Source organism: Pseudomonas sp. TWI628, assembly GCF_039673865.1.
GTDB lineage: Bacteria > Pseudomonadota > Gammaproteobacteria > Pseudomonadales > Pseudomonadaceae > Aquipseudomonas.
This window is the reverse complement of record NZ_JBDJMM010000022.1, coordinates 13,119-33,236: the sequence shown is the minus strand read 5'-3', so window position 1 is coordinate 33,236 and position 20,118 is coordinate 13,119. Positions and strand designations below refer to the sequence as shown.

The window sequence follows — 20,118 nt, the reverse complement described above, 5'->3', positions numbered from 1 at the left end:
TCTCTCGTTATGGATAAGTGTTGGTTCAGAATCGGGTCAGCGACAGGCCGGCCCAGGTGGCCAGAAGCCCGCCCACCACGCTGATACTGGTATAGCCCAAGGCGAGGGGCACTTGCCCACTTTCGATCAGGCGCACGGTATCGAGCGAGAAGGAAGAAAAGGTGGTCAGGCCGCCAAGGAAGCCGACGATCAGGCCGGCGCGCAGTTCGACCGGCGCCAGTGGTTTGTGCAGGAACAGGCCATAAAGCAGGCCGATCAGCAGGCAGCCAACCAGGTTGACCGCCAGCGTACCGAGATAGAAGTGCCGTGGCCAGTTGGCCGCGACCCAATTGGCAGTGGCAAAGCGCATCAAGGTCCCGGCAATACCGCCCGCGCTTACTGCGGCGATCAATGCAATCACGATTTTCTCCGTTGGCGAGGGCTGTTGCGGTCAAGGTCGGCCAGGTGGCGCAGCTTCTCGCCGATCTTCAGCTCCAGGCCTCGCGGCACGGGCTGGTAATACTGGCGCGGCTCAAGCGCTTCGGGGAAGTAATCCTCGCCGGCGGCATAGGCATCGGGCTCGTCGTGGGCGTAGCGGTATTCTTCGCCGTAGCCCAGTTGCTTCATCAGCTTGGTCGGGGCATTGCGCAGGTGCAGTGGCACTTCCAGCGAGCCATGCTCGGCAGCCTCGCGCAGCGCGGCCTTGAAGCCCACGTACACCGCATTGCTCTTCGGCGCGCAGGCGATGTAGGTGATGGCCTGGGCCACCGCCAGCTCGCCTTCCGGGCTGCCCAGGCGCTCCTGCACGTCCCAGGCCGCCAGGCACAGGCTCAAGGCGCGCGGGTCGGCGTTGCCGATATCCTCGCTGGCCATGCGCACCACGCGGCGGGCGATGTACAGCGGGTCGCAGCCGCCATCGAGCATGCGGGCGAACCAGTACAGGGCGCCATCGGGGTTGGAGCCGCGCACCGACTTGTGCAGCGCGGAAATCTGGTCGTAGAACGCCTCGCCGCCCTTGTCGAAGCGTCGGCGGCTGTCGCCGAGCAGGCTTTGCAGCATCTCGACGTCGATCTCGCTGCCATCTTCAGCCAGGTCGGAGGCATTCTCCAGGAAGTTGAGCATGCGCCGGCCATCGCCATCGGCGGCGGCCATGAGCATCTTGAAGGCGTCGTCACCGACACGCAGGTTGCGCTTGCCGAGCCCGCGCTCTTCGGTCAGCGCACGGTTGACCAGCTTGCGCAGCGCCGCTTCGTCGAGGCTCTTGAGCACGTACACCCGCGCCCGCGACAGCAAGGCGTTGTTCAGTTCGAACGACGGGTTCTCGGTGGTGGCACCGATGAACAGCAGCGTGCCGTCTTCCACGTAGGGCAAGAAGGCATCCTGCTGGGACTTGTTGAAGCGGTGCACTTCGTCGACGAACAGGATGGTGCGCCGGCCATACTGGCCGGCCTGCTGCTTGGCCACCTCGACCGCCTGGCGGATCTCCTTGACCCCGGCCAGCACCGCCGACACCGTTTCGAAGTGCGCATCGCAAAACTGAGCCAGCAGCCGCGCCAGGGTGGTCTTGCCCACCCCTGGCGGCCCCCAGAAGATCATCGAGTGCAGCGCACCCTGCTCCAGCGCCTCGCGCAACGGTTTGCCGCGCGCCAGCAGGTGCTCCTGGCCGACGTACTCGTCCAGGTTGGACGGGCGCAGGCGGGCAGCGAGAGGCTGGGCGACGGGTTCGCTTCGAAACAGGTCCATGGCGAGCTCTGCTTACTCCTTGATGACGTCGGCGCCTTTGGGGATGTCGAACTTGAACTGGCTGTCCGGCACCGCCTGGTTGGCCTTGACGCCATTGAACAGGATGTTGGTGCGCTGGCCGACGCTGTCGATCAGCTGCATGTCATTGATCAGGCCCTTGCGGAACGACACGCGCAGCGAGTCGAACAGGGTGTCCTTGGTCTTCGGCTTGAGGGTGAAGTCCATCACATCGCCCTGCTCCTTGGAGGTGATGTCGAAGCTCTGGCTGATCTTCGACACATCACCGGACAGCAGCAGTGCCGGGGTCTGGTTCAGGCGCTGGTCGAGCTTCTTGATGGTCGCCTGTTCCAGGTCCGGGTCCCACAGGGTGACATTCTTGCCGTCGGACACCACCACCTGCTCCTGCGGCGCATTGGTGTGCCAGTAGAACAGGCCCGGGCGCTTCACGGTCATCTTGCCGGACGTTTCCTGCAGGCTGGTGCCGCCGGCGTCCAGGGTCAGCTGCGAGAAGTTGGCCTCGATGGTCTGGGATTTTTCCAACAATTGGGTCAGGCGTTGTACGTCTTGCTCACCGGCATAAGCAGTAACCGAGCCCAGGGTCAGGGCAGAAACCAACAGCATGCGAATCGCGCGCATGGGAATCCTCATTGAGCATTGAAAAGGCCGGGCGCCACCGTTGGCGCCCGGCAAGGTGTTCATCAGTCGCGCGGGCCGCCCGGGGCAATCACTTCCCGCGAGCCGTTGCTGTTCATTGGGGTGACCACGCCGGCCATCTCCATCGACTCGATCATCCGCGCAGCGCGGTTGTAGCCGATCTTCAGCTTGCGCTGCACCGCCGAGATGGAAGCGCGGCGGCTTTCCAGCACGAACTGCACGGCCTCATCATACAGGGCATCGGTTTCGGCATCGTCACCATCGCCACCACCGCCGCCGCCTTCGAAGCCGCTGCCGGCCTCCTCGACGCCATTGAGGATGTCGTCGTTGTAGTCCGGCGCGCCACGCAGCTTCCACGCCTCGACCGTGCGGTGCACTTCATCGTCGGAAACGAACGCACCGTGCACCCGGATCGGCAGGCTGGTGCCCGGCGGCATGTACAGCATGTCACCGTGGCCGAGCAGCTGTTCGGCGCCGCCCTGGTCGATGATGGTCCGCGAGTCGATCTTGCTCGACACCTGGAACGCCATGCGGGTCGGGATGTTGGCCTTGATCAGGCCGGTGATCACGTCCACCGACGGGCGCTGGGTGGCGAGGATCAGGTGGATACCGGCGGCCCGCGCTTTCTGGGCGATACGGGCAATCAGCTCTTCGACCTTCTTGCCGACGATCATCATCATGTCGGCGAATTCGTCGACTACCACGACGATGGTCGGCAGGGTCTTCAGCGCTGGCGGCTCGTCGTCCATGCTCTCGCGGCGGTACAGCGGGTCATGGATGATCTCGCCGGCTTCCTGGGCGTCCTTGATCTTGCGGTTGAAGCCAGCCAGGTTACGCACGCCCATGGCCGCCATCAGCTTGTAGCGCCGCTCCATCTCGGCCACGCTCCAGCGCAGGGCGTTGGCGGCGTCCTTCATGTCGGTAACCACCGGGCACAGCAGGTGCGGGATACCCTCGTAGATCGACAGTTCGAGCATTTTCGGGTCGATCATGATCAGCCGCGCGTCTTCCGGGCTGGACTTGAACAGGATCGACAGGATCATCGCGTTGACACCCACCGACTTACCGGAACCGGTAGTACCGGCCACCAGCAGGTGCGGCATCTTGGCCAGGTCGGTGATCACCGGCTTGCCGCCGATATCGTGGCCCAGGGCCAGGGTGACCGGCGATTTCTGCTCGTCGTACTGCGGCGTGGCGAGCACTTCCGAGAAGCGCACCATCTGCCGGTTTTCGTTGGGGATCTCGATACCCACGGTGGTCTTGCCGGGGATCACTTCGACCACCCGCACACTGGTCACCGCCAGCGACCGCGCCAGGTCCTTGGCCAGGTTGGCAATGCGGCTGACCTTGACGCCAGCAGCCGGCTGGATTTCGTAACGGGTAATCACCGGGCCCGGGTGGATGGAGTCCACCGAGACTTCCACGCCGAATTCCTTGAGCTTGATTTCCAGCAACTGGCCGACACCGGCCAGGGATTCTGGCGAGTACTCGATCTTCTTCTCTTCGGCCGGGTCGAGGATGGAAATCGACGGCAAGGTACCTTCCACGGCGCTGTCGACGAACAGCGGCGCCTGCTTTTCCTTCATTACCCGCTTGCTCGGCTCCGGCGCCCTGGCGGCGGCCGGTGGCACGATGGTCGGCGCCGCTGCAATCGGCTGCTCGCGCGGCACCACGGGATCACGCGGCACGACAGGTTCGCGGGTAAGGGTCGGCTCGGTGCGCACGACAGGCTCACGCGCCAGGGTCGGTTCGCGGGGTTCAACGGGCTGGGCCGGCGCTTCCTCACGCTTGAAGATGCGCTCGCGCAGCGCCGGCTTGGCCGGCTCGCGCTTGTCGGTGGCCTTCGCCCCCAGGTCGAACACCGGGTCGTCAACTTCACGCAGCTGTGCTTCCAGGCGCTTGCGTTCGTTGCGCGCTTCCCACCAGCGGCTGGCCGCGCCCTGCACCAGCTCGAACAGGTCGAGGGTGATCTTGCCGGTCATGTCCATCACCTTGAACCACGACAGGTCGGTGAACACGGTCAGGCCGAACAGGAACAGGGCGATGAACATCAGCGTGCTGCCCTGCACGTTCAGCAGGTTGCGCGCCAGGTCGCCGAGGCTTTCGCCCAGCGCACCGCCCGCGGAAAACGGCAGGCTCGCCGGCGGGTGGAAATGGATATGCGCCAGGGCCGCGCCCGACAGCACCAGGAACACCAGGCCAATCAGCCGCCAGGAGAACAACCAGCCGCTCCACTGCCACGGCTGGTGGCGTTCGCGGAAAATCTGCCAGGTCTTGATCGCCAGCAGCAGCGGGAAGATATAGGCGAAGTAGCCGAGCACCATGAACAGGATGTCGGCGAAGTACGCACCGGCACGCCCGGCGGCATTCTGCACCTGGTCGATGTTGCTGGTGTGGCTGAAGCCCGGGTCCGACGTATCGTAGGTCAGCAGTGCCATCCACAAGTACAGGCACAGGGCGCCGACAGCGATCAACGCACCTTCCTTGAGGCGGTAATGCAGCTGCTGCCGCCACAGGGGCACAGGCAAAGGAGCTGGAGTTGCGGTGGATTTCTTCAAAACGCGTCTATTCCTGCGCGTGCTGCGCGTCCAGTAGTGATCGGCCGGTGTCTGGCCAATGAACCACTACTTTTAACATTACTGCCCGCCAGCCGCCATGACGGCACGCCGTATGGAGCTCGAGTGGGGGCGACTTTCGTATAGGTGCAATTTGAGCATGCATTTTCTTTTGTGACAAAGGCTTATGCTGTGTTTTTGCACAGGTGTGACAGCAAATGTAGCGGATGGTGCCTACGCTTTCATGAATGTGTAGGAAATTGCCTATTCTGCTGCCCGCCAATGACTCTTGCCCCTGCCAGCATTGACCCCGCAAGCACTGCGCGCCATGCTGCCCTCTCCCCTCCCCCACCGCACGATAGACCATGCTCACCTGGCTAACCCGCGACTCGCTGACCTTCCCGCCCCTGGAAAAGGCCCTGCACGACCCCAACGGCTTGCTCGCCGCTGGCGGCGACCTGAGCCCCGAGCGCCTGGAGCAAGCCTACCGGCATGGCTGCTTCCCCTGGTACCAGGACGGCCAGCCGATCCTCTGGTGGTCGCCCGACCCGCGCACGGTGCTGCTCCCGGACGAGCTGCACGTCTCGCGCTCGCTGGCCAAGCTGATGCGCCAGGGCCGCTACCAGGTCAGTTTCGACAGCGACTTCCCGGCGGTGATTGCCGCCTGCGCGGCCCCGCGCGACTATGCCGACGGCACCTGGATCACCGACACCATGCGCAATGCCTACTGCGAGCTGCACCGGCGCGGTATTGCCCATTCGGTGGAAGTGCGCGAAGACGGCGAGCTGGTCGGCGGCCTGTACGGCCTTGCCATCGGCCAGCTGTTCTTCGGCGAATCGATGTTCAGCCGCGCCGACAATGCCTCCAAGGTCGGCTTCGTGACGCTGGTCGACCATTTGCGCCAGGCCGGCTTCGTGCTGATCGACTGCCAGATGCCGACCAACCACCTGCACAGCCTCGGTGCCCGCGCCATCAGCCGCGCGCGCTTTGCCGACTACCTGGCACAGCACCTCGACCAGCCCAACAGCGCCACCTGGGTTTGCTAGGCGAGTTCTGCCAGCTGGCTTACACTTAAAGCAAAGTCACACCGAGGGGGGTTGATCATGACAGAGTTGGCGCGGTTGAAGTTCTATGCCACTCAACCCCACTCCTGCAGCTACCTGCCGGATGAACAGGCCACCACACTGTTCCTCGACCCCAGCCAGCCGATGGACGTGAATGTCTATGCCGACCTGTCGGAAATGGGCTTTCGCCGCAGTGGCGACCACCTGTACCGGCCGCATTGCCAGAACTGCAATGCCTGCGTACCGGCGCGCATTCCCGCCGCGCGCTTCATCCCCAACCGCCAGCAGCGGCGCATCCTCAAGCGCAACGCCGACCTGACCGTGACGGCCGCCCGCCCGGCGTTCAAGGAAGAGTATTTCGACCTGTACCGGCGCTACATCGAGACCCGCCACGCCGATGGCGACATGTACCCGCCGAGCCGTGACCAGTTTTCCACCTTCCTGGTGCGCGACCTGCCGTTCTGCTGGTTCTACGAATTTCGCCTGGAAGGCCGCCTGCTGGCAGTCGCCGTCTGCGACCTGCTGCCCAACGGCCTGTCGGCGGTGTACACCTTCTACGAACCCGAAGAAGAACGCCGCAGCCTAGGGCGCTTTGCCATTCTCTGGCAGATCACCGAAGCCCTGCGCCAGAACCTGGAGGCGGTGTACCTGGGTTACTGGATCAAGAACTGCAAGAAAATGAACTACAAGACGCAGTATCGGCCTATCGAGCTGTTGATAAACCAGCGCTGGGTCACCCTCAATTGAAAGCATTGGCTTGACACGCAGTTTTCGGGCATAATCCACGCCACTTTTTTGCCCGGTGCGGTTATGCGTCGGGCCAACACTGGATCCGAGGGCACTACTGCATGTCGAAAGAAGACAGCTTCGAAATGGAAGGCACTGTCGTCGACACCCTGCCCAACACCATGTTCCGCGTGGAGTTGGAAAACGGGCACGTCGTAACCGCGCACATCTCCGGAAAGATGCGCAAAAACTACATCCGTATTCTCACTGGCGACAAGGTCCGCGTCGAACTGACGCCTTACGACCTGAGCAAGGGCCGCATCACTTACCGTGCGCGCTAAGCTCTAGCCATGAAAAAGCCCGGCCATGTGCCGGGCTTTTTTGTGCCTGTCAGATTGTATGGGGCTGCTTCGCAGCCTGTGGGAGCGGGTTCACCCGCGAAGAGCCTAACGCGGTGGATGGTACCGGCTGCGCCGGTGTTCGCGGCTAAAGCCGCTCCCACGGGTACAGCCCTGCCCCACTGTCAGGCAACCTCAGCCGTAGTCTCGAAGTCGAACACCAGTTCGCCATCGCGCAGGTCGACGTGCACCACGCCCCCATGCTCGGCCAGCTCGCCAAACAGGATCTCCTCGGCCAGCGGCCGCTTGATCTTGTCCTGGATAAGCCGCGCCATCGGCCGTGCGCCCATCTGCACGTCGTAGCCGGACACCGCCAGCCAGCCGCGGGCGGCATCGCTGACTTCCAGCAGCACACGCTTGTCTTCCAGCTGCGCCTGCAGTTCGATGAGGAACTTGTCGACGATGCTCTTGATCGTCTCGGTGCTCAGGCGGCCAAACTGGATGATGGTGTCCAGACGGTTGCGGAACTCCGGCGTGAAGCTCTTGCGGATGACTTCCATGGCATCGGACGCGTGGTCCTGATGGGTGAAGCCGATCGAGGCACGCGCGGCGGTTTCGGCACCGGCGTTGGTGGTCATGATCAGGATCACGTTACGGAAGTCGGCCTTGCGCCCGTTGTTGTCGGTCAGGGTCCCGTGGTCCATCACCTGCAGCAGCAGGTTGAAGACTTCCGGGTGGGCCTTCTCGATTTCGTCGAGCAGCAGCACGCAGTGCGGTTGCTTGGTGATCGCCTCGGTCAGCAGGCCGCCCTGGTCGAAACCAACGTAGCCGGGTGGCGCACCGATCAGGCGCGACACAGTGTGGCGCTCCATGTATTCGGACATGTCGAAGCGTACCAGCTCGACACCCAGCGCCTTGGCCAGCTGCCGCGCCGCCTCGGTCTTGCCCACACCGGTCGGGCCGGCGAACAGGAACGAACCGACCGGCTTGTCCGGCGACTTGAGGCCGGCACGGGACAGCTTGATGGCGGTAGCCAGCGAGTCGATGGCCTGGTCCTGACCGAACACGGTCAGCTTCAGGTCGCGCTCGAGATTACGCAGCAGCTCCTTGTCGGAACTGGTGACGTGCTTCGGCGGAATCCGCGCGATCTTGGCGACAATGTCCTCGACCTGCGGCACGTCGATACGCTTGACCCGGTTCGCCTCAGGCTGCAGGCGCTGATAGGCACCCGCTTCGTCGATCACGTCGATGGCCTTGTCCGGCATGTGGCGATCATTGATGTAGCGCGAGGCGAGCTCGGCGGCGGCGCGCAGGGCTTCGTCGCTGTACTCGATGTTGTGGTGGCTCTCGAAGCGGCCTTTCAGGCCGCGCAGGATGCCCACGGTGTCTTCCACCGATGGCTCGCTGACATCGACCTTCTGGAAGCGCCGCGCCAGGGCACGGTCTTTCTCGAAGATGCCGCGGAATTCCTGGAAGGTGGTCGAACCGATGCAACGAATCTCACCGGACGACAGCAGCGGCTTGAGCAGGTTGGACGCATCCATCACCCCACCAGACGCCGCACCGGCACCGATGATGGTGTGGATTTCATCGATGAACAGAATCGCTTGCGGGCGCTTCTTCAGCTCACCGAGCAGCGCCTTGAAGCGTTTTTCGAAATCACCGCGGTATTTGGTACCGGCCAGCAGCGCACCGAGGTCCAGCGAATACACCACGCTCTGCGCCAGCAGGTCAGGCACCTGGCCGTCGACGATACGCTTGGCCAGGCCCTCAGCGATGGCGGTCTTGCCAACACCAGCCTCACCGACCAGCAGTGGGTTGTTCTTGCGTCGGCGGGCCAGAATCTGCGCCACACGCTCGACTTCCTGCTCGCGGCCCACCAGCGGGTCGATACGGCCGGCACGGGCCAGCTCGTTCAGGTTGCTGGCATAGGCATCCAGCGGGTTGCTCGAAGAGGAGGTTTCGCCGCCCTCTTCGTCTTGCATTTCCTGGTCGCTTTCGGAATGCGAACCATGGCCCGGCACCTTGGAGATGCCGTGGGCGATGTAGTTGACCACGTCGATACGGGCCACGCTCTGCTGCTTGAGCAGGAACACGGCCTGGCTTTCCTGTTCGCTGAAGATTGCCACCAGCACATTGGCGCCGGTGACTTCGCGCTTGCCGGAACTCTGCACGTGGAACACGGCACGTTGCAGCACACGCTGGAAGCCCAGGGTCGGCTGGGTTTCGCGGTCTTCGTCGTTGACGGGGATCAGGGGTGTAGTGGAGTCGATGAACTCTTGCAGGTCGTGCTTGAGTTTGTCGAGATTGGCGCCACAGGCGCGCAGAACGGTCGCAGCAGCCTCATTGTCAAGGAGTGCCAGCAGCAGATGTTCGACGGTCATGAACTCATGACGCTTCGAACGAGCCTCCTTGAAGGCAAGATTGAGGGTGACTTCGAGCTCGCGGTTTAACATAGCTTCACCTCATACCCAAGTGGTCGGCGATTAACCGTCCTTCTCGATTTCACAGAGTAGCGGATGCTGGCTTTCCCTGGCGTATTGGTTGACCTGCATGGCCTTTGTTTCGGCGATGTCACGGGTAAACAATCCGCACACTGCCCGCCCTTCGGTATGGACGGTCAGCATGATCTTGGTCGCCAGCTCGCGGTTCAGACTGAAGAACGTTTCGAGCACTTCGACGACGAAATCCATCGGCGTGTAGTCATCGTTGAACAAAACCACCTTGTACATCGGTGGCGCCTGCAGGATCGGCTTGGCTTCCTGTACTGCAAGCCCCGAGCCGTCGTCCTCATTGGATTGCGGGCGATCCTGATTGAATGTTAGTCGAATCTCACTGGGTGCATGCATGGAAAGAATTTCATCATGAGCGTCAGGTTAAGGTTGTGGGTTGACTGCATTGGCGGCCGCTGGCGCACGCGCCACCTGACCTTGACTATCGGCAAAACGGTGTTACAACCAATAAGAACCCACCGTGGTCGATAAAGATCCGCGCAGTCAACCAGATTTTTCGCATGGTTCGTATGCGGATGAAGTGGATGATACTCCAGTGATGGAGTCCTTTGCAGAGGGACATAGGGATGGCAAGCGGTAAAGTCAAGTGGTTCAACAATGCCAAGGGCTACGGATTCGTCAATGAGGAGGGTAAAACCGAGGATCTGTTCGCGCACTATTCAGCGGTGCAGATGGACGGATACAAGACGCTCAAGGCCGGCCAATCCGTGGTATTCGAGATCATTCAGGGCCCTAAAGGCCTGCATGCGGTCAATATCAGGGACGCCGCCGCTGTTGCTGCCACCACGGCCAGCGCCGCAGGCCAGTCCGAGGGCGTAACCGTGCAAGTCTGACCCCTGCCCTCTGCCGCTATACGAAAAAACCGGCCGCTTCTTTAATGGAAGCGGCCGGTTTTCTATTGCCTTACATATGCTTGATCATCGCGTCACCAAAGCCCGAGCTGCCCACCAACGTAGCGCCGTCCATCAAGCGCTCGAAGTCGTAGGTCACGGTCTTGGCCGCGATCGCGCCGTTGGTGCCCTTGATGATCAGGTCGGCCGCCTCGGTCCAGCCCATGTGGCGCAGCATCATCTCCGCTGACAGGATCACCGAACCCGGGTTGACCTTGTCCTGCCCGGCATACTTCGGCGCAGTACCGTGGGTAGCCTCGAACATGGCCACGGTGTCGGACAGGTTGGCACCCGGCGCGATACCGATACCACCCACCTCCGCCGCCAGGGCGTCGGACAGGTAGTCACCGTTGAGGTTGAGGGTGGCGATCACATCGTACTCGGCCGGGCGCAGCAGGATCTGCTGGAGCATGGCGTCAGCAATGGCGTCCTTGACGATCACCTCACGGCCGCTCTTGGGGTTCTTGAACTTCATCCATGGGCCACCATCGAGCAGTTCGGCGCCGAACTCGTCGCGAGCCACTTCGTAGCCCCAGTCCTTGAAGGCACCCTCGGTGAACTTCATGATGTTGCCCTTGTGCACCAGGGTCAGCGACTCGCGATCGTTATCCACCACATACTGCAGCGCCTTGCGCACCAGGCGCTTGGTGCCCTCGCGGGAGACCGGCTTGACGCCGATGCCACAATCCTGGTCGAAACGGATCTTGGTGACGCCCATTTCCTCCTTGAGGAACTTGATCACCTTGTTCGCTTCAGGCGAGCCGGCCTTCCACTCGATACCGGCATAGATGTCCTCGGAGTTCTCGCGGAAGATCACCATGTCGACATCGCCGGGTTTCTTCACCGGGCTTGGCACGCCCTGGAACCACAGCACCGGGCGCAGGCACACATAAAGGTCGAGCTGCTGGCGCAGGGCCACGTTGAGCGAGCGAATGCCGCCACCGACCGGAGTGGTCAGCGGCCCCTTGATCGACACCACGTAGTCTCTCACCGCATCCAGGGTTTCCTGGGGCAGCCAGGTGTCCTGGTCATACACCTGGGTGGCCTTCTCGCCGGCATACACTTCCATCCAGGCGATCTTGCGCTTGCCGCCGTAGGCCTTCTGCACGGCGGCATCGACCACCTTGATCATCACTGGCGAAACATCGACGCCAATCCCGTCACCTTCGATATAAGGAATGATCGGGTTGTCGGGCACGTTGAGCGAATGGTCTGCATTGACGGTGATCTTGGTGCCGTCGGTCGGAACCTTGATTTTCTGGTATCCCATGCTTGCACTACTCCGCTGTCGGGTGTGATTGGACATCATGCGATGCAATGAGCCTAAACCACATCCGTCGACCTGCAAGCGGTGCGGCAATTCACCACATTGCCCCTACGTCTTTGGTCTTATAAATGGCGCCGATGTCACTTCGCCTTGCTGAATAGCCCGAATGGTTTGGTATACTCCGCCGCGACCGAAGGGTCATCGGGGCGAATCCCAGGAAAATGCGGACCGCCCTTGGCCATGAAAGGCCGAAAAAGTCTGGGTTGTTACCGCAGCTCAGCATTGACGCTCGACTGATGCATCCACCATCACCGCTCGCAGCCTCTCGACTTTCCGCTCATGGCGTTGCCAGGGCGATGCGCCTACCCTGCGCAACACGAGACTCGAGCACGCTCAGCACACAGAGAGTTAACCCGCATGCCCACCCGTTCCAAGATCATCTATACCTTCACCGACGAAGCCCCCGCCCTCGCCACCTACTCGCTGCTGCCGATCGTCGAAGCCTTCACAGCTTGCGCTGACATCGCCGTCGAAACTCGCGACATCTCCCTGGCTGGCCGTATCCTCGCCGCCTTCCCGGAGCAACTGGGCGCAGAGAAGCAAGTAGGCGATCACCTGGCGGAACTGGGCCAGCTGGCTACCACCCCTGAAGCCAACATCATCAAGCTGCCGAACATCAGCGCCTCGGTACCGCAGCTCAAGGCCGCGATCAAGGAGCTGCAAGGCAAGGGCTTCAACATCCCTGACTACGCCGACGAGCCGTCCACCGAGGCCGAGAAAGAATCCCGCGCCCGCTACGACCGCATCAAGGGCTCGGCCGTGAACCCGGTGCTGCGCGAAGGCAACTCCGACCGCCGCGCGCCGCTGTCGGTCAAGAACTACGCCCGCAAGCACCCGCACAAGATGGGTGCCTGGGCCGCCGACTCGCAGTCGCACGTTGCCCACATGACCAACGGCGACTTCTACGGCAGCGAAAAAGCCGCACTGATCGAGGCTGACGACAGCCTGCGCATCGAGCTGGTCGGCAAAGATGGCAGCACCACCGTGCTGAAAGCCAAGACCGCCGTCAAGGCCGCCGAAATCGTCGACTGCGCCACCATGAGCCGCAAGGCCCTGAAAGCCTTCATCGCCGAGCAGATCGCCGATGCCAAGGCCTCCGGCGTGCTGCTGTCGGTGCACCTGAAGGCCACCATGATGAAGGTCTCCGACCCGATCATGTTCGGCGTCATTGTCGAAGAATTCTACAACGACGTGCTGGCCAAGCACGCCGCCGCCCTGGCCCAGGTTGGCTTCAACGCCAACAACGGCATCGGCGACCTGTACGCCCGCATCAAGGACCTGCCAGCTGACAAGCAGGCCGAGATCGAAGCCGACATCCAGGCCCTGTACGCCGAGCGTCCAGCCCTGGCCATGGTCAACTCCGACAAGGGCATCACCAACCTGCACGTGCCGAGCGACGTCATCGTCGACGCCTCGATGCCGGCGATGATCCGTGACTCGGGCAAGATGTGGAACACCGCCGGTGAACTGCAGGATGCCAAGGCGATCATCCCGGATCGTTGCTACGCCGGCATTTACCAGGCCACCATCGAAGACTGCAAAGTCAACGGTGCCTTCGACCCGACCACCATGGGCAGCGTGCCGAACGTCGGCCTGATGGCGCAGAAGGCCGAAGAGTACGGTTCCCACGACAAGACCTTCCAGATCCAGGCCGACGGCGTGGTGCGTGTGGTCGATGGCAAGGGCAAGGTCGTTCTGGAGCAGAACGTCGAAGCCGGTGACATCTTCCGCATGTGCCAGACCAAAGACGCGCCGATCCAGGACTGGGTCAAGCTGGCCGTCAACCGTGCCCGCCTGAGCAACACCCCGGCGGTGTTCTGGCTGGACCCAGCGCGCGCCCACGACGGCGTGATGATCGAGAAGGTACAGAAGTACCTGAAGGATCACGACACCGCTGGCCTGGACATCCGTGTCCTGGCACCGGTCGACGCGATCAAGTTCTCCCTGGCCCGCATCCGCGAAGGCAAGGACACCATCTCGGTGACCGGCAACGTGCTGCGCGACTACCTGACCGACCTGTTCCCGATCATGGAACTGGGCACCAGCGCCAAGATGCTGTCGATCGTGCCGCTGATGAACGGCGGTGGCCTGTTCGAAACCGGCGCCGGTGGTTCGGCTCCGAAGCACGTGCAGCAGCTGGTGGAAGAGAACTTCCTGCGTTGGGACTCGCTGGGTGAATTCCTGGCCCTGGCCGCTTCCCTGGAGCACCTGGGCAACACCTACGACAACCCGCGCGCCAAGGTCCTGGCCAACACCCTGGACCAGGCTACCGGCAAGTTCCTCGACACCAACAAGTCGCCTTCGCGCAAAGTCGGTGGTATCGACAACCGCGGCAGCCACTTCTACCTGACCCTGTACTGGGCTCAGGCCCTGGCTGCCCAGACTGACGACGCTGCGCTGCAAGCGCGCTTCGCACCGCTGGCGAAAACCCTGGCCGAGAACGAGGAGACCATCGTCGCCGAGCTCAACGCCGTTCAGGGCAAGCCGGCCGACATCGGTGGCTACTACGCCCCGGATGCCGCGCTGACCGCCAAGGTGATGCGCCCAAGCCAGACCCTGAACAGCGCCATTGCCGCCCTGTAAGGTTCGCTTGACGTAACAGCACAAACCCCGGCCACGCACCGGGGTTTGTGCTTTTTCAGCTGCAAGTTGCAAGCTGCAAGCCAAAAGTCGAAGCAGTACGCGGACAGCTTCGACTTGTGGCTTGCAGCTTGAAACTTGCCACTTAGGGAGAGAATCGACCGTGTCTTGGCAACCGCACATCACCGTCGCCACCATCGTCGAACACGAAGGCAAGTTCCTCTTCGTCGAAGAATTCAAAGCCGGCCAGCACGTCTTCAACCAACCCGCCGGCCACCTCGAACCCAACGAGACCCTGCCCCAGGCCGCCCTGCGCGAAACCCTGGAAGAAACCGCCTGGGAAGTCGAGCTCACCGGCGTTGTCGGTATCTACCTGTACACCGCGCCAAGCAACGGCGTGACCTACCAGCGCATCTGCTTCGCCGCCCGCCCCGTGCGCCACCATGCCGAGCGGGCGCTGGACAGCGATATCGTCCGCGCCGTGTGGCTGACCCGCGACGAACTGCTGGCCGACCCCTCCCGCTGGCGCAGCGAACTCGTCCCGCGCTGCCTGGACGACTACCTCGACGGCCCGCTGCATAGCCTCGACTTGCTGCGTGACTGACGCGCCGCGCCGGTTTTGATAGAATCGGCGTTTTTCCCCCTTGATACACACCGGTACCCATGACCAGCCCAGCACTCAAAGACCCCGCCAAGACCCGCGTCATCGTCGGCATGTCCGGCGGCGTGGACTCTTCCGTCTCCGCCCTTCTGCTCATGGAGCAGGGCTACCAGGTGGAAGGGCTGTTCATGAAGAACTGGGAAGAAGACGACGGCACCGAATACTGTACCGCCCGTGAAGACCTGGCCGACGCCCAGGCCGTGTGCGACCGCATCGGCATCAAGCTGCACACCGCCAACTTCGCCGCCGAATACTGGGACAACGTGTTCGAGCACTTCCTCGAGGAATACAAGGCCGGCCGCACGCCCAACCCGGACATCCTCTGCAACCGCGAAATCAAGTTCAAGGCGTTCCTCGACTACGCCCTGTCGCTGGGTGCCGACCTGATCGCCACCGGCCACTACGTACGTCGCCGCGACACTGGCGAACTGACCGAACTGCTCAAGGGCCTGGACCCGAACAAGGACCAGAGCTACTTCCTGCACGCCGTCGGCGGCAAAGAGATTGCCCGCACCCTGTTCCCGGTCGGCGAACTGGAAAAGCCTGAAGTGCGCGCCATTGCCGAAAAACACGGCCTGGCCACCGCCAAGAAGAAGGATTCCACCGGGATCTGCTTCATCGGCGAGCGCCGCTTCAGCGACTTCCTCAAGCAGTACCTGCCGGCTCAGCCCGGCGACATCGAAACCACCGAAGGTGAAGTGATCGGCCGCCACCACGGCCTGATGTACCACACCATCGGCCAGCGGCAGGGCTTAGGGATAGGTGGCCTGAAGGACGCCGGTGACGAGCCGTGGTACGTGCTGCACAAGGACCTGACCCGCAATGTGCTGGTGGTCGGCCAGGGCAACGAACACCCGTGGCTGTTCTCCCGCGCCCTGCTCGCCTCGGAAATCTTCTGGGTCAACCCGATCGACCTGAGCAGCCCGCGCCAGCTCACGGCCAAGGTGCGCTACCGTCAGAGCGACCAGCAGTGCACCCTGGCGCTGACCGCAACCGGCTATCGCGCCGTGTTCGACGAGCCGCAGCGCGCCGTGACCCCGGGCCAGTCGGTGGTGTTCTATGACGGCGAAGTGTGCCTGGGCGGCGGCGTGATCGAAACCGCCGAGCCGTGGAGCCCACGCGCATGAGCAACCTGCAGGAGCAGCTGATTGCCCTGGGCGGCGTATTCCAGGCCGCCGTGCTGGTCGACCGCATCGCCCGTACCGGCCAGGCCAGCGAAGCCAACATCGGCTGCATGCTCGGCAGCCTGCTGGTGCGCGACCCCAAGGACACCCTGGAGGTGTTCGGCGGCGACGACCTCAACCTGCGTGACGGTTATCGCGCCCTGGTCGGCGCCCTGGAGCGCGACCCCAGCAGCCTGCAGCGCGAGCCGCTGCGCTACGCGCTGTCGATGCTCGGCCTTGAGCGCCAGCTGAACAAGCGCGGCGACCTGCTCGACACCATCGGCAACCGCCTGCCGCAAATCCAGTCCCAGGCCGACCATTTCGGCCTGGTTCACGAAAATGTCATCGCTTCCAGCGGAGCCTTGTACCAGGACACCCTGAGTACCTTGCGCCAGCGCATCCAGGTGCATGGCGACATGCGCTTCCTGCAGCAGGCCAGCAACGCCTCGAAGATCCGCGCCCTGCTGCTCGCCGGCATCCGCGCCGCGCGCCTGTGGCGCCAGCTGGGCGGGCACCGCTGGCAGCTGGTGTTCAGCCGCCGCAAGCTGCTCAACGAACTGTACGACATGATGCGTTCGCCCTCCTGACAGGCGACACCAAACCCGCTCCCACAGGGATCGCATCAAGCACTTTTATAGGGCTGACCTTTGGTCAGCCACCCGACTCGGGCGCGAAATTCATGTATGATATGCGCCCTTCCAAAAGCCTGACTGTCCGAGAACACCCCATGCAGCTTTCTTCGCTCACTGCGGTTTCCCCTGTAGACGGCCGTTACGCCGGCAAAACCCAGGCCTTGCGCCCCATTTTCAGCGAATTCGGCCTGATCCGTTTCCGCGCCCTGGTCGAAGTGCGCTGGCTGCAGCGCCTGGCCGCCCACCCGCAGATCAGCGAAGTGCCGGCGTTCTCCGCCGAAGCCAACGCCCTGCTGGACAGCCTGGCCAGCGACTTCAAGCTCGAGCACGCCGAACGCGTCAAGGAAATCGAGCGCACCACCAACCACGACGTCAAGGCGATCGAATACCTCCTAAAGGAGCAGGCCGCCAAGCTGCCTGAGCTGGCTAAGGTCAGCGAGTTCATCCACTTCGCCTGCACCAGCGAGGACATCAACAACCTGTCCCACGCCCTGATGCTGCGCGCTGGCCGTGACGACGTGCTGCTGCCGCTGATGCGCCAGATCGCCGACGCCATCCGCGCCCTGGCCCACGCCCACGCCGACGTGCCGATGCTTTCGCGCACCCACGGCCAGCCGGCTTCGCCGACCACCCTGGGCAAAGAGCTGGCCAACGTCGTGTACCGCCTGGAGCGCCAGATCGCCCAGGTTGCCGCCGTGCCGCTGCTGGGCAAGATCAACGGCGCCGTGGGCAACTACAACGCCCACCTGTCGGCCTATTCGCAGATCGACTGGGAAGAAAACGCCCGCGCCTTCATCGAAGACGAGCTGGGCCTGCAGTTCAACCCGTACACCACCCAGATCGAGCCGCACGACTACATCGCCGAGCTGTTCGACGCGATCGCCCGCTTCAACACCATCCTCATCGACTTCGACCGCGACGTCTGGGGCTACATCTCGCTGGGCTACTTCAAGCAGAAGACCGTTGCCGGCGAAATCGGCTCGTCGACCATGCCGCACAAGGTCAACCCGATCGACTTCGAAAACTCCGAAGGCAACTTAGGCATCGCCAACGCGCTGTTCCAGCACCTGGCCAGCAAGCTGCCGATCTCGCGCTGGCAGCGTGACCTGACCGACTCCACCGTGCTGCGCAACCTGGGCGTGGGCTTCGCCCACAGCGTCATCGCCTATGAAGCCAGCCTGAAAGGCATCGGCAAGCTGGAAGTCAACGAAGCCCGCATCGCCGCCGACCTGGACGCCTGCTGGGAAGTCCTCGCCGAGCCGATCCAGACCGTGATGCGCCGCTTCAACATCGAGAACCCCTACGAGAAGCTCAAGGAGCTGACCCGTGGCAAGGGCATCACGCCAGAAGCGCTGCTGACCTTCATCGACGGCCTCGACATGCCGGCCGACGCCAAGGCCGAACTGAAGCTGCTGACCCCGGCTACCTACATCGGTAACGCGGCAGCCCAGGCCAAACGCATCTAAGCTGACCGTCGCGTTCAACGCCCGGCCTAGCCGGGCGTTTTTATTCCCGGACGAAAATTACGTTTTTTCAATAGGTTGAACATGAATCCTGATACTCCACTGCAGCTGCTCGGCGGCATCTCGGCCCGCGAATTCATGCGCGACTACTGGCAGAAGAAGCCACTGCTGGTGCGCCAGGCCTTCCCGGACTTCGAAAGCCCGATCGACCCCGACGAGCTGGCCGGCCTGGCCCTGGAAGAGGAAGTCGAGTCGCGCATCGTCCTTGAACACGGCGCCCACCCATGGGAGCTGCGCCGCGGCCCGTTCACCGAAGACACCTTCGCCGAGCTGCCGGAACAGGACTGGACCCTGCTGGTGCAGGCCGTCGACCAGTTCGTCCCGGAAGTTGCCGAGCTGCTGGAGCACTTCCGCTTCCTGCCGAGCTGGCGTATCGATGACGTGATGATCAGCTTCGCCACCCCAGGCGGCAGCGTCGGCCCGCACTTCGACAACTACGACGTGTTCCTGCTGCAGGGCCACGGCGAGCGCAACTGGAAGATCGGCCAGATGTGCAACAGCGACAGCCCGCTGCTGGAGCACGCCGACCTGCGCATCCTCGCCGAGTTCGAACAGAGCGGCGAATGGACCCTGGAGCCGGGCGACATGCTCTACCTGCCCCCGCGCCTGGCCCACTACGGCGTCGCCGTGGACAACTGCCTGACCTACTCGGTGGGCTTCCGCGCCCCAAGCGCCGCCGAAGTGCTGACCCACTTCACCGACTTCCTCGGCCAGTTCCTGCCGGACGAAGAGCGCTACAGCGACGCCGACGCACAACCTGCCAGCGACCCGCACCAGATCCAGCACGACGCCCTCGACCGCCTCAAGGCGCTGATCGACAAGCACACCAACGACAAGGACCTGCTGCTGACCTGGTTCGGCCAGTTCATGACCGAGCCGCGCTACCCGGAGCAGGTGGTCGGTGAAGAAATGGACGAGGACGAGCTGATCGAAGCCCTGGAAGACGGCGCCATCCTGATCCGCAACCCAAGCGCCCGCATGGCCTGGTCCGAGCTCGGCGACGACCTGATGCTGTTCGCCAGCGGCCGCAGCTGCCCACTGCCGGCCAAGCTGCGCGAACTGCTGAAGCTGGTGTGCTCGGCCGATGCGTTACACATCGACAACCTTGAGCAGTGGTTGCAGGATGAAGATGGCCTTATGCTGGTACAGCAGCTGATCAAACAAGGAAGCCTGGGATTCGCCAATGAATAAGATTCGTGTGCGCCTAGCCGACTGGCACAAGGACAACGCTGATATCCGCCGTATTCGCGAAGCCGTGTTCATTGCCGAGCAGCATGTACCGCCGGAGCTTGAGTGGGATTCGGACGATCCGAGCGCCGCGCACTTCCTGGCGCTGGAAGGCGACTACCCGATCGGCACCGCCCGCCTGCTGCCTGACGGCACCATCGGCCGGGTCTCGGTGCTCAAGGACTGGCGTGGCCTGAAAGTCGGCGATGCACTGATGAATGCAGTGATCGTCGAAGCGCAGGAGCGTGACCTGAAGCAGCAGATGCTCAGTGCGCAGGTGCATGCCACGCCGTTCTACGAGCGCCTGGGCTTTCGCGTAGTCAGCGAGGAGTTCCTCGAAGCCGGCATCCCGCACGTGGACATGGTGCGCGACTCGCGCGCCTGATCTGTAACCTGCACTGGCCCTTTCGCGGGTTTACCCGCGAAGAGGCCGGCACAGGTCAAGACACTCCCCCTCACAAAAACCTGTACATCCATCCAGATAAAACTTGCCTCTGCCCCCCCGCTTGCGCATCCTAGTGCCCATCACTCCCGATGAAGCGT

General features: G+C 62.9%; 18 protein-coding genes. 11 read left to right on the top strand and 7 right to left on the bottom strand.

The genetic code is table 11. The features are described from left to right. Positions 1–25: 25 nt before the first annotated feature. From crcB to ABE528_RS18055, 4 genes are all read right to left on the bottom strand, one after another. A complete protein-coding gene (gene crcB / locus ABE528_RS18070) occupies positions 26–400 on the bottom strand; it encodes a fluoride efflux transporter CrcB (protein ID WP_346653684.1) in 375 nt (124 codons plus the stop codon). Then, positions 397–1,722, bottom strand: a complete 1,326-nt coding sequence (locus ABE528_RS18065) for a replication-associated recombination protein A (protein WP_152955993.1) — start codon at positions 1,720–1,722, stop codon at positions 397–399. Before ABE528_RS18065 ends, crcB begins: the two co-directional genes overlap by 4 nt. A gap of 12 nt (positions 1,723–1,734) precedes the next feature. Beyond that, a complete protein-coding gene (lolA, locus tag ABE528_RS18060; protein WP_060511141.1) occupies positions 1,735–2,358 on the bottom strand; it encodes an outer membrane lipoprotein chaperone LolA in 624 nt (207 codons plus the stop codon). 62 nt (positions 2,359–2,420) lie between these two features. Beyond that, positions 2,421–4,934 (bottom strand): DNA translocase FtsK, encoded by a 2,514-nt coding sequence (locus ABE528_RS18055; RefSeq protein WP_178120062.1) that lies wholly within the window; start codon positions 4,932–4,934, stop codon positions 2,421–2,423. Between the two features lie 362 nt (positions 4,935–5,296). Between ABE528_RS18055 and aat the strand changes: the two genes are divergently transcribed. The 3 genes from aat (at position 5,297) to infA (ending at position 7,062) form a co-directional block, all read left to right on the top strand. After that, the gene (gene aat, locus ABE528_RS18050) at positions 5,297–5,977 is read left to right on the top strand and encodes a leucyl/phenylalanyl-tRNA--protein transferase (protein WP_346653683.1); all 681 of its coding nucleotides are present in this window, start codon (positions 5,297–5,299) and stop codon (positions 5,975–5,977) included. 57 nt (positions 5,978–6,034) lie between these two features. After that, complete coding sequence (locus ABE528_RS18045) at positions 6,035–6,742, top strand: arginyltransferase (protein ID WP_152955991.1); 708 nt, start codon at positions 6,035–6,037, stop codon at positions 6,740–6,742. A 101-nt stretch (positions 6,743–6,843) separates the two neighbouring features. Continuing rightward, positions 6,844–7,062: a translation initiation factor IF-1 gene (gene infA / locus ABE528_RS18040; protein ID WP_002553999.1), complete on the top strand. Its 219-nt coding sequence runs from the start codon at positions 6,844–6,846 to the stop codon at positions 7,060–7,062. 182 nt (positions 7,063–7,244) lie between these two features. Here infA and clpA read toward each other — a convergent pair whose 3' ends face one another. Together clpA and clpS are read right to left on the bottom strand one after the other, a co-directional pair. Next, the gene (gene clpA / locus ABE528_RS18035; protein ID WP_152955990.1) at positions 7,245–9,515 is read right to left on the bottom strand and encodes an ATP-dependent Clp protease ATP-binding subunit ClpA; all 2,271 of its coding nucleotides are present in this window, start codon (positions 9,513–9,515) and stop codon (positions 7,245–7,247) included. 30 nt (positions 9,516–9,545) lie between these two features. Then, a complete protein-coding gene (gene clpS, locus ABE528_RS18030; protein ID WP_003251220.1) occupies positions 9,546–9,908 on the bottom strand; it encodes an ATP-dependent Clp protease adapter ClpS in 363 nt (120 codons plus the stop codon). A 230-nt stretch (positions 9,909–10,138) separates the two neighbouring features. Here clpS and cspD point away from each other — a divergent pair, with 230 nt between their 5' ends. After that, positions 10,139–10,405: a cold shock domain-containing protein CspD gene (gene cspD / locus ABE528_RS18025; RefSeq protein ID WP_152955989.1), complete on the top strand. Its 267-nt coding sequence runs from the start codon at positions 10,139–10,141 to the stop codon at positions 10,403–10,405. 70 nt (positions 10,406–10,475) lie between these two features. Here cspD and icd read toward each other — a convergent pair whose 3' ends face one another. Continuing rightward, complete coding sequence (gene icd, locus ABE528_RS18020) at positions 10,476–11,732, bottom strand: NADP-dependent isocitrate dehydrogenase (protein ID WP_152955988.1); 1,257 nt, start codon at positions 11,730–11,732, stop codon at positions 10,476–10,478. Between the two features lie 414 nt (positions 11,733–12,146). Here icd and ABE528_RS18015 point away from each other — a divergent pair, with 414 nt between their 5' ends. From ABE528_RS18015 to ABE528_RS17985, 7 genes are all read left to right on the top strand, one after another. After that, the gene (locus ABE528_RS18015; protein ID WP_346653682.1) at positions 12,147–14,372 is read left to right on the top strand and encodes an NADP-dependent isocitrate dehydrogenase; all 2,226 of its coding nucleotides are present in this window, start codon (positions 12,147–12,149) and stop codon (positions 14,370–14,372) included. A gap of 160 nt (positions 14,373–14,532) precedes the next feature. Next, the gene (locus ABE528_RS18010; protein WP_346653681.1) at positions 14,533–14,973 is read left to right on the top strand and encodes an NUDIX hydrolase; all 441 of its coding nucleotides are present in this window, start codon (positions 14,533–14,535) and stop codon (positions 14,971–14,973) included. Positions 14,974–15,032: 59 nt separating this feature from the next. Further along, positions 15,033–16,157 (top strand): tRNA 2-thiouridine(34) synthase MnmA, encoded by a 1,125-nt coding sequence (gene mnmA / locus ABE528_RS18005; protein WP_346653680.1) that lies wholly within the window; start codon positions 15,033–15,035, stop codon positions 16,155–16,157. After that, the gene (hflD, locus tag ABE528_RS18000) at positions 16,154–16,780 is read left to right on the top strand and encodes a high frequency lysogenization protein HflD (protein WP_027919723.1); all 627 of its coding nucleotides are present in this window, start codon (positions 16,154–16,156) and stop codon (positions 16,778–16,780) included. Before mnmA ends, hflD begins: the two co-directional genes overlap by 4 nt. A gap of 140 nt (positions 16,781–16,920) precedes the next feature. Continuing rightward, positions 16,921–18,291, top strand: coding sequence for an adenylosuccinate lyase (gene purB / locus ABE528_RS17995; protein ID WP_152955984.1), 1,371 nt, complete (start codon positions 16,921–16,923; stop codon positions 18,289–18,291). Between the two features lie 81 nt (positions 18,292–18,372). Then, positions 18,373–19,539 carry a cupin domain-containing protein gene (locus tag ABE528_RS17990; protein ID WP_152955983.1) on the top strand — a complete coding sequence of 389 codons (1,167 nt, stop codon included), beginning with the start codon at positions 18,373–18,375 and terminating at the stop codon, positions 19,537–19,539. Continuing rightward, entirely contained in the window at positions 19,532–19,960 is a 429-nt protein-coding gene (locus ABE528_RS17985; protein WP_152955982.1) for a GNAT family N-acetyltransferase, read from the top strand. The genes ABE528_RS17990 and ABE528_RS17985 overlap by 8 nt, the downstream gene beginning before the upstream one ends. Positions 19,961–20,118: the final 158 nt, after the last annotated feature.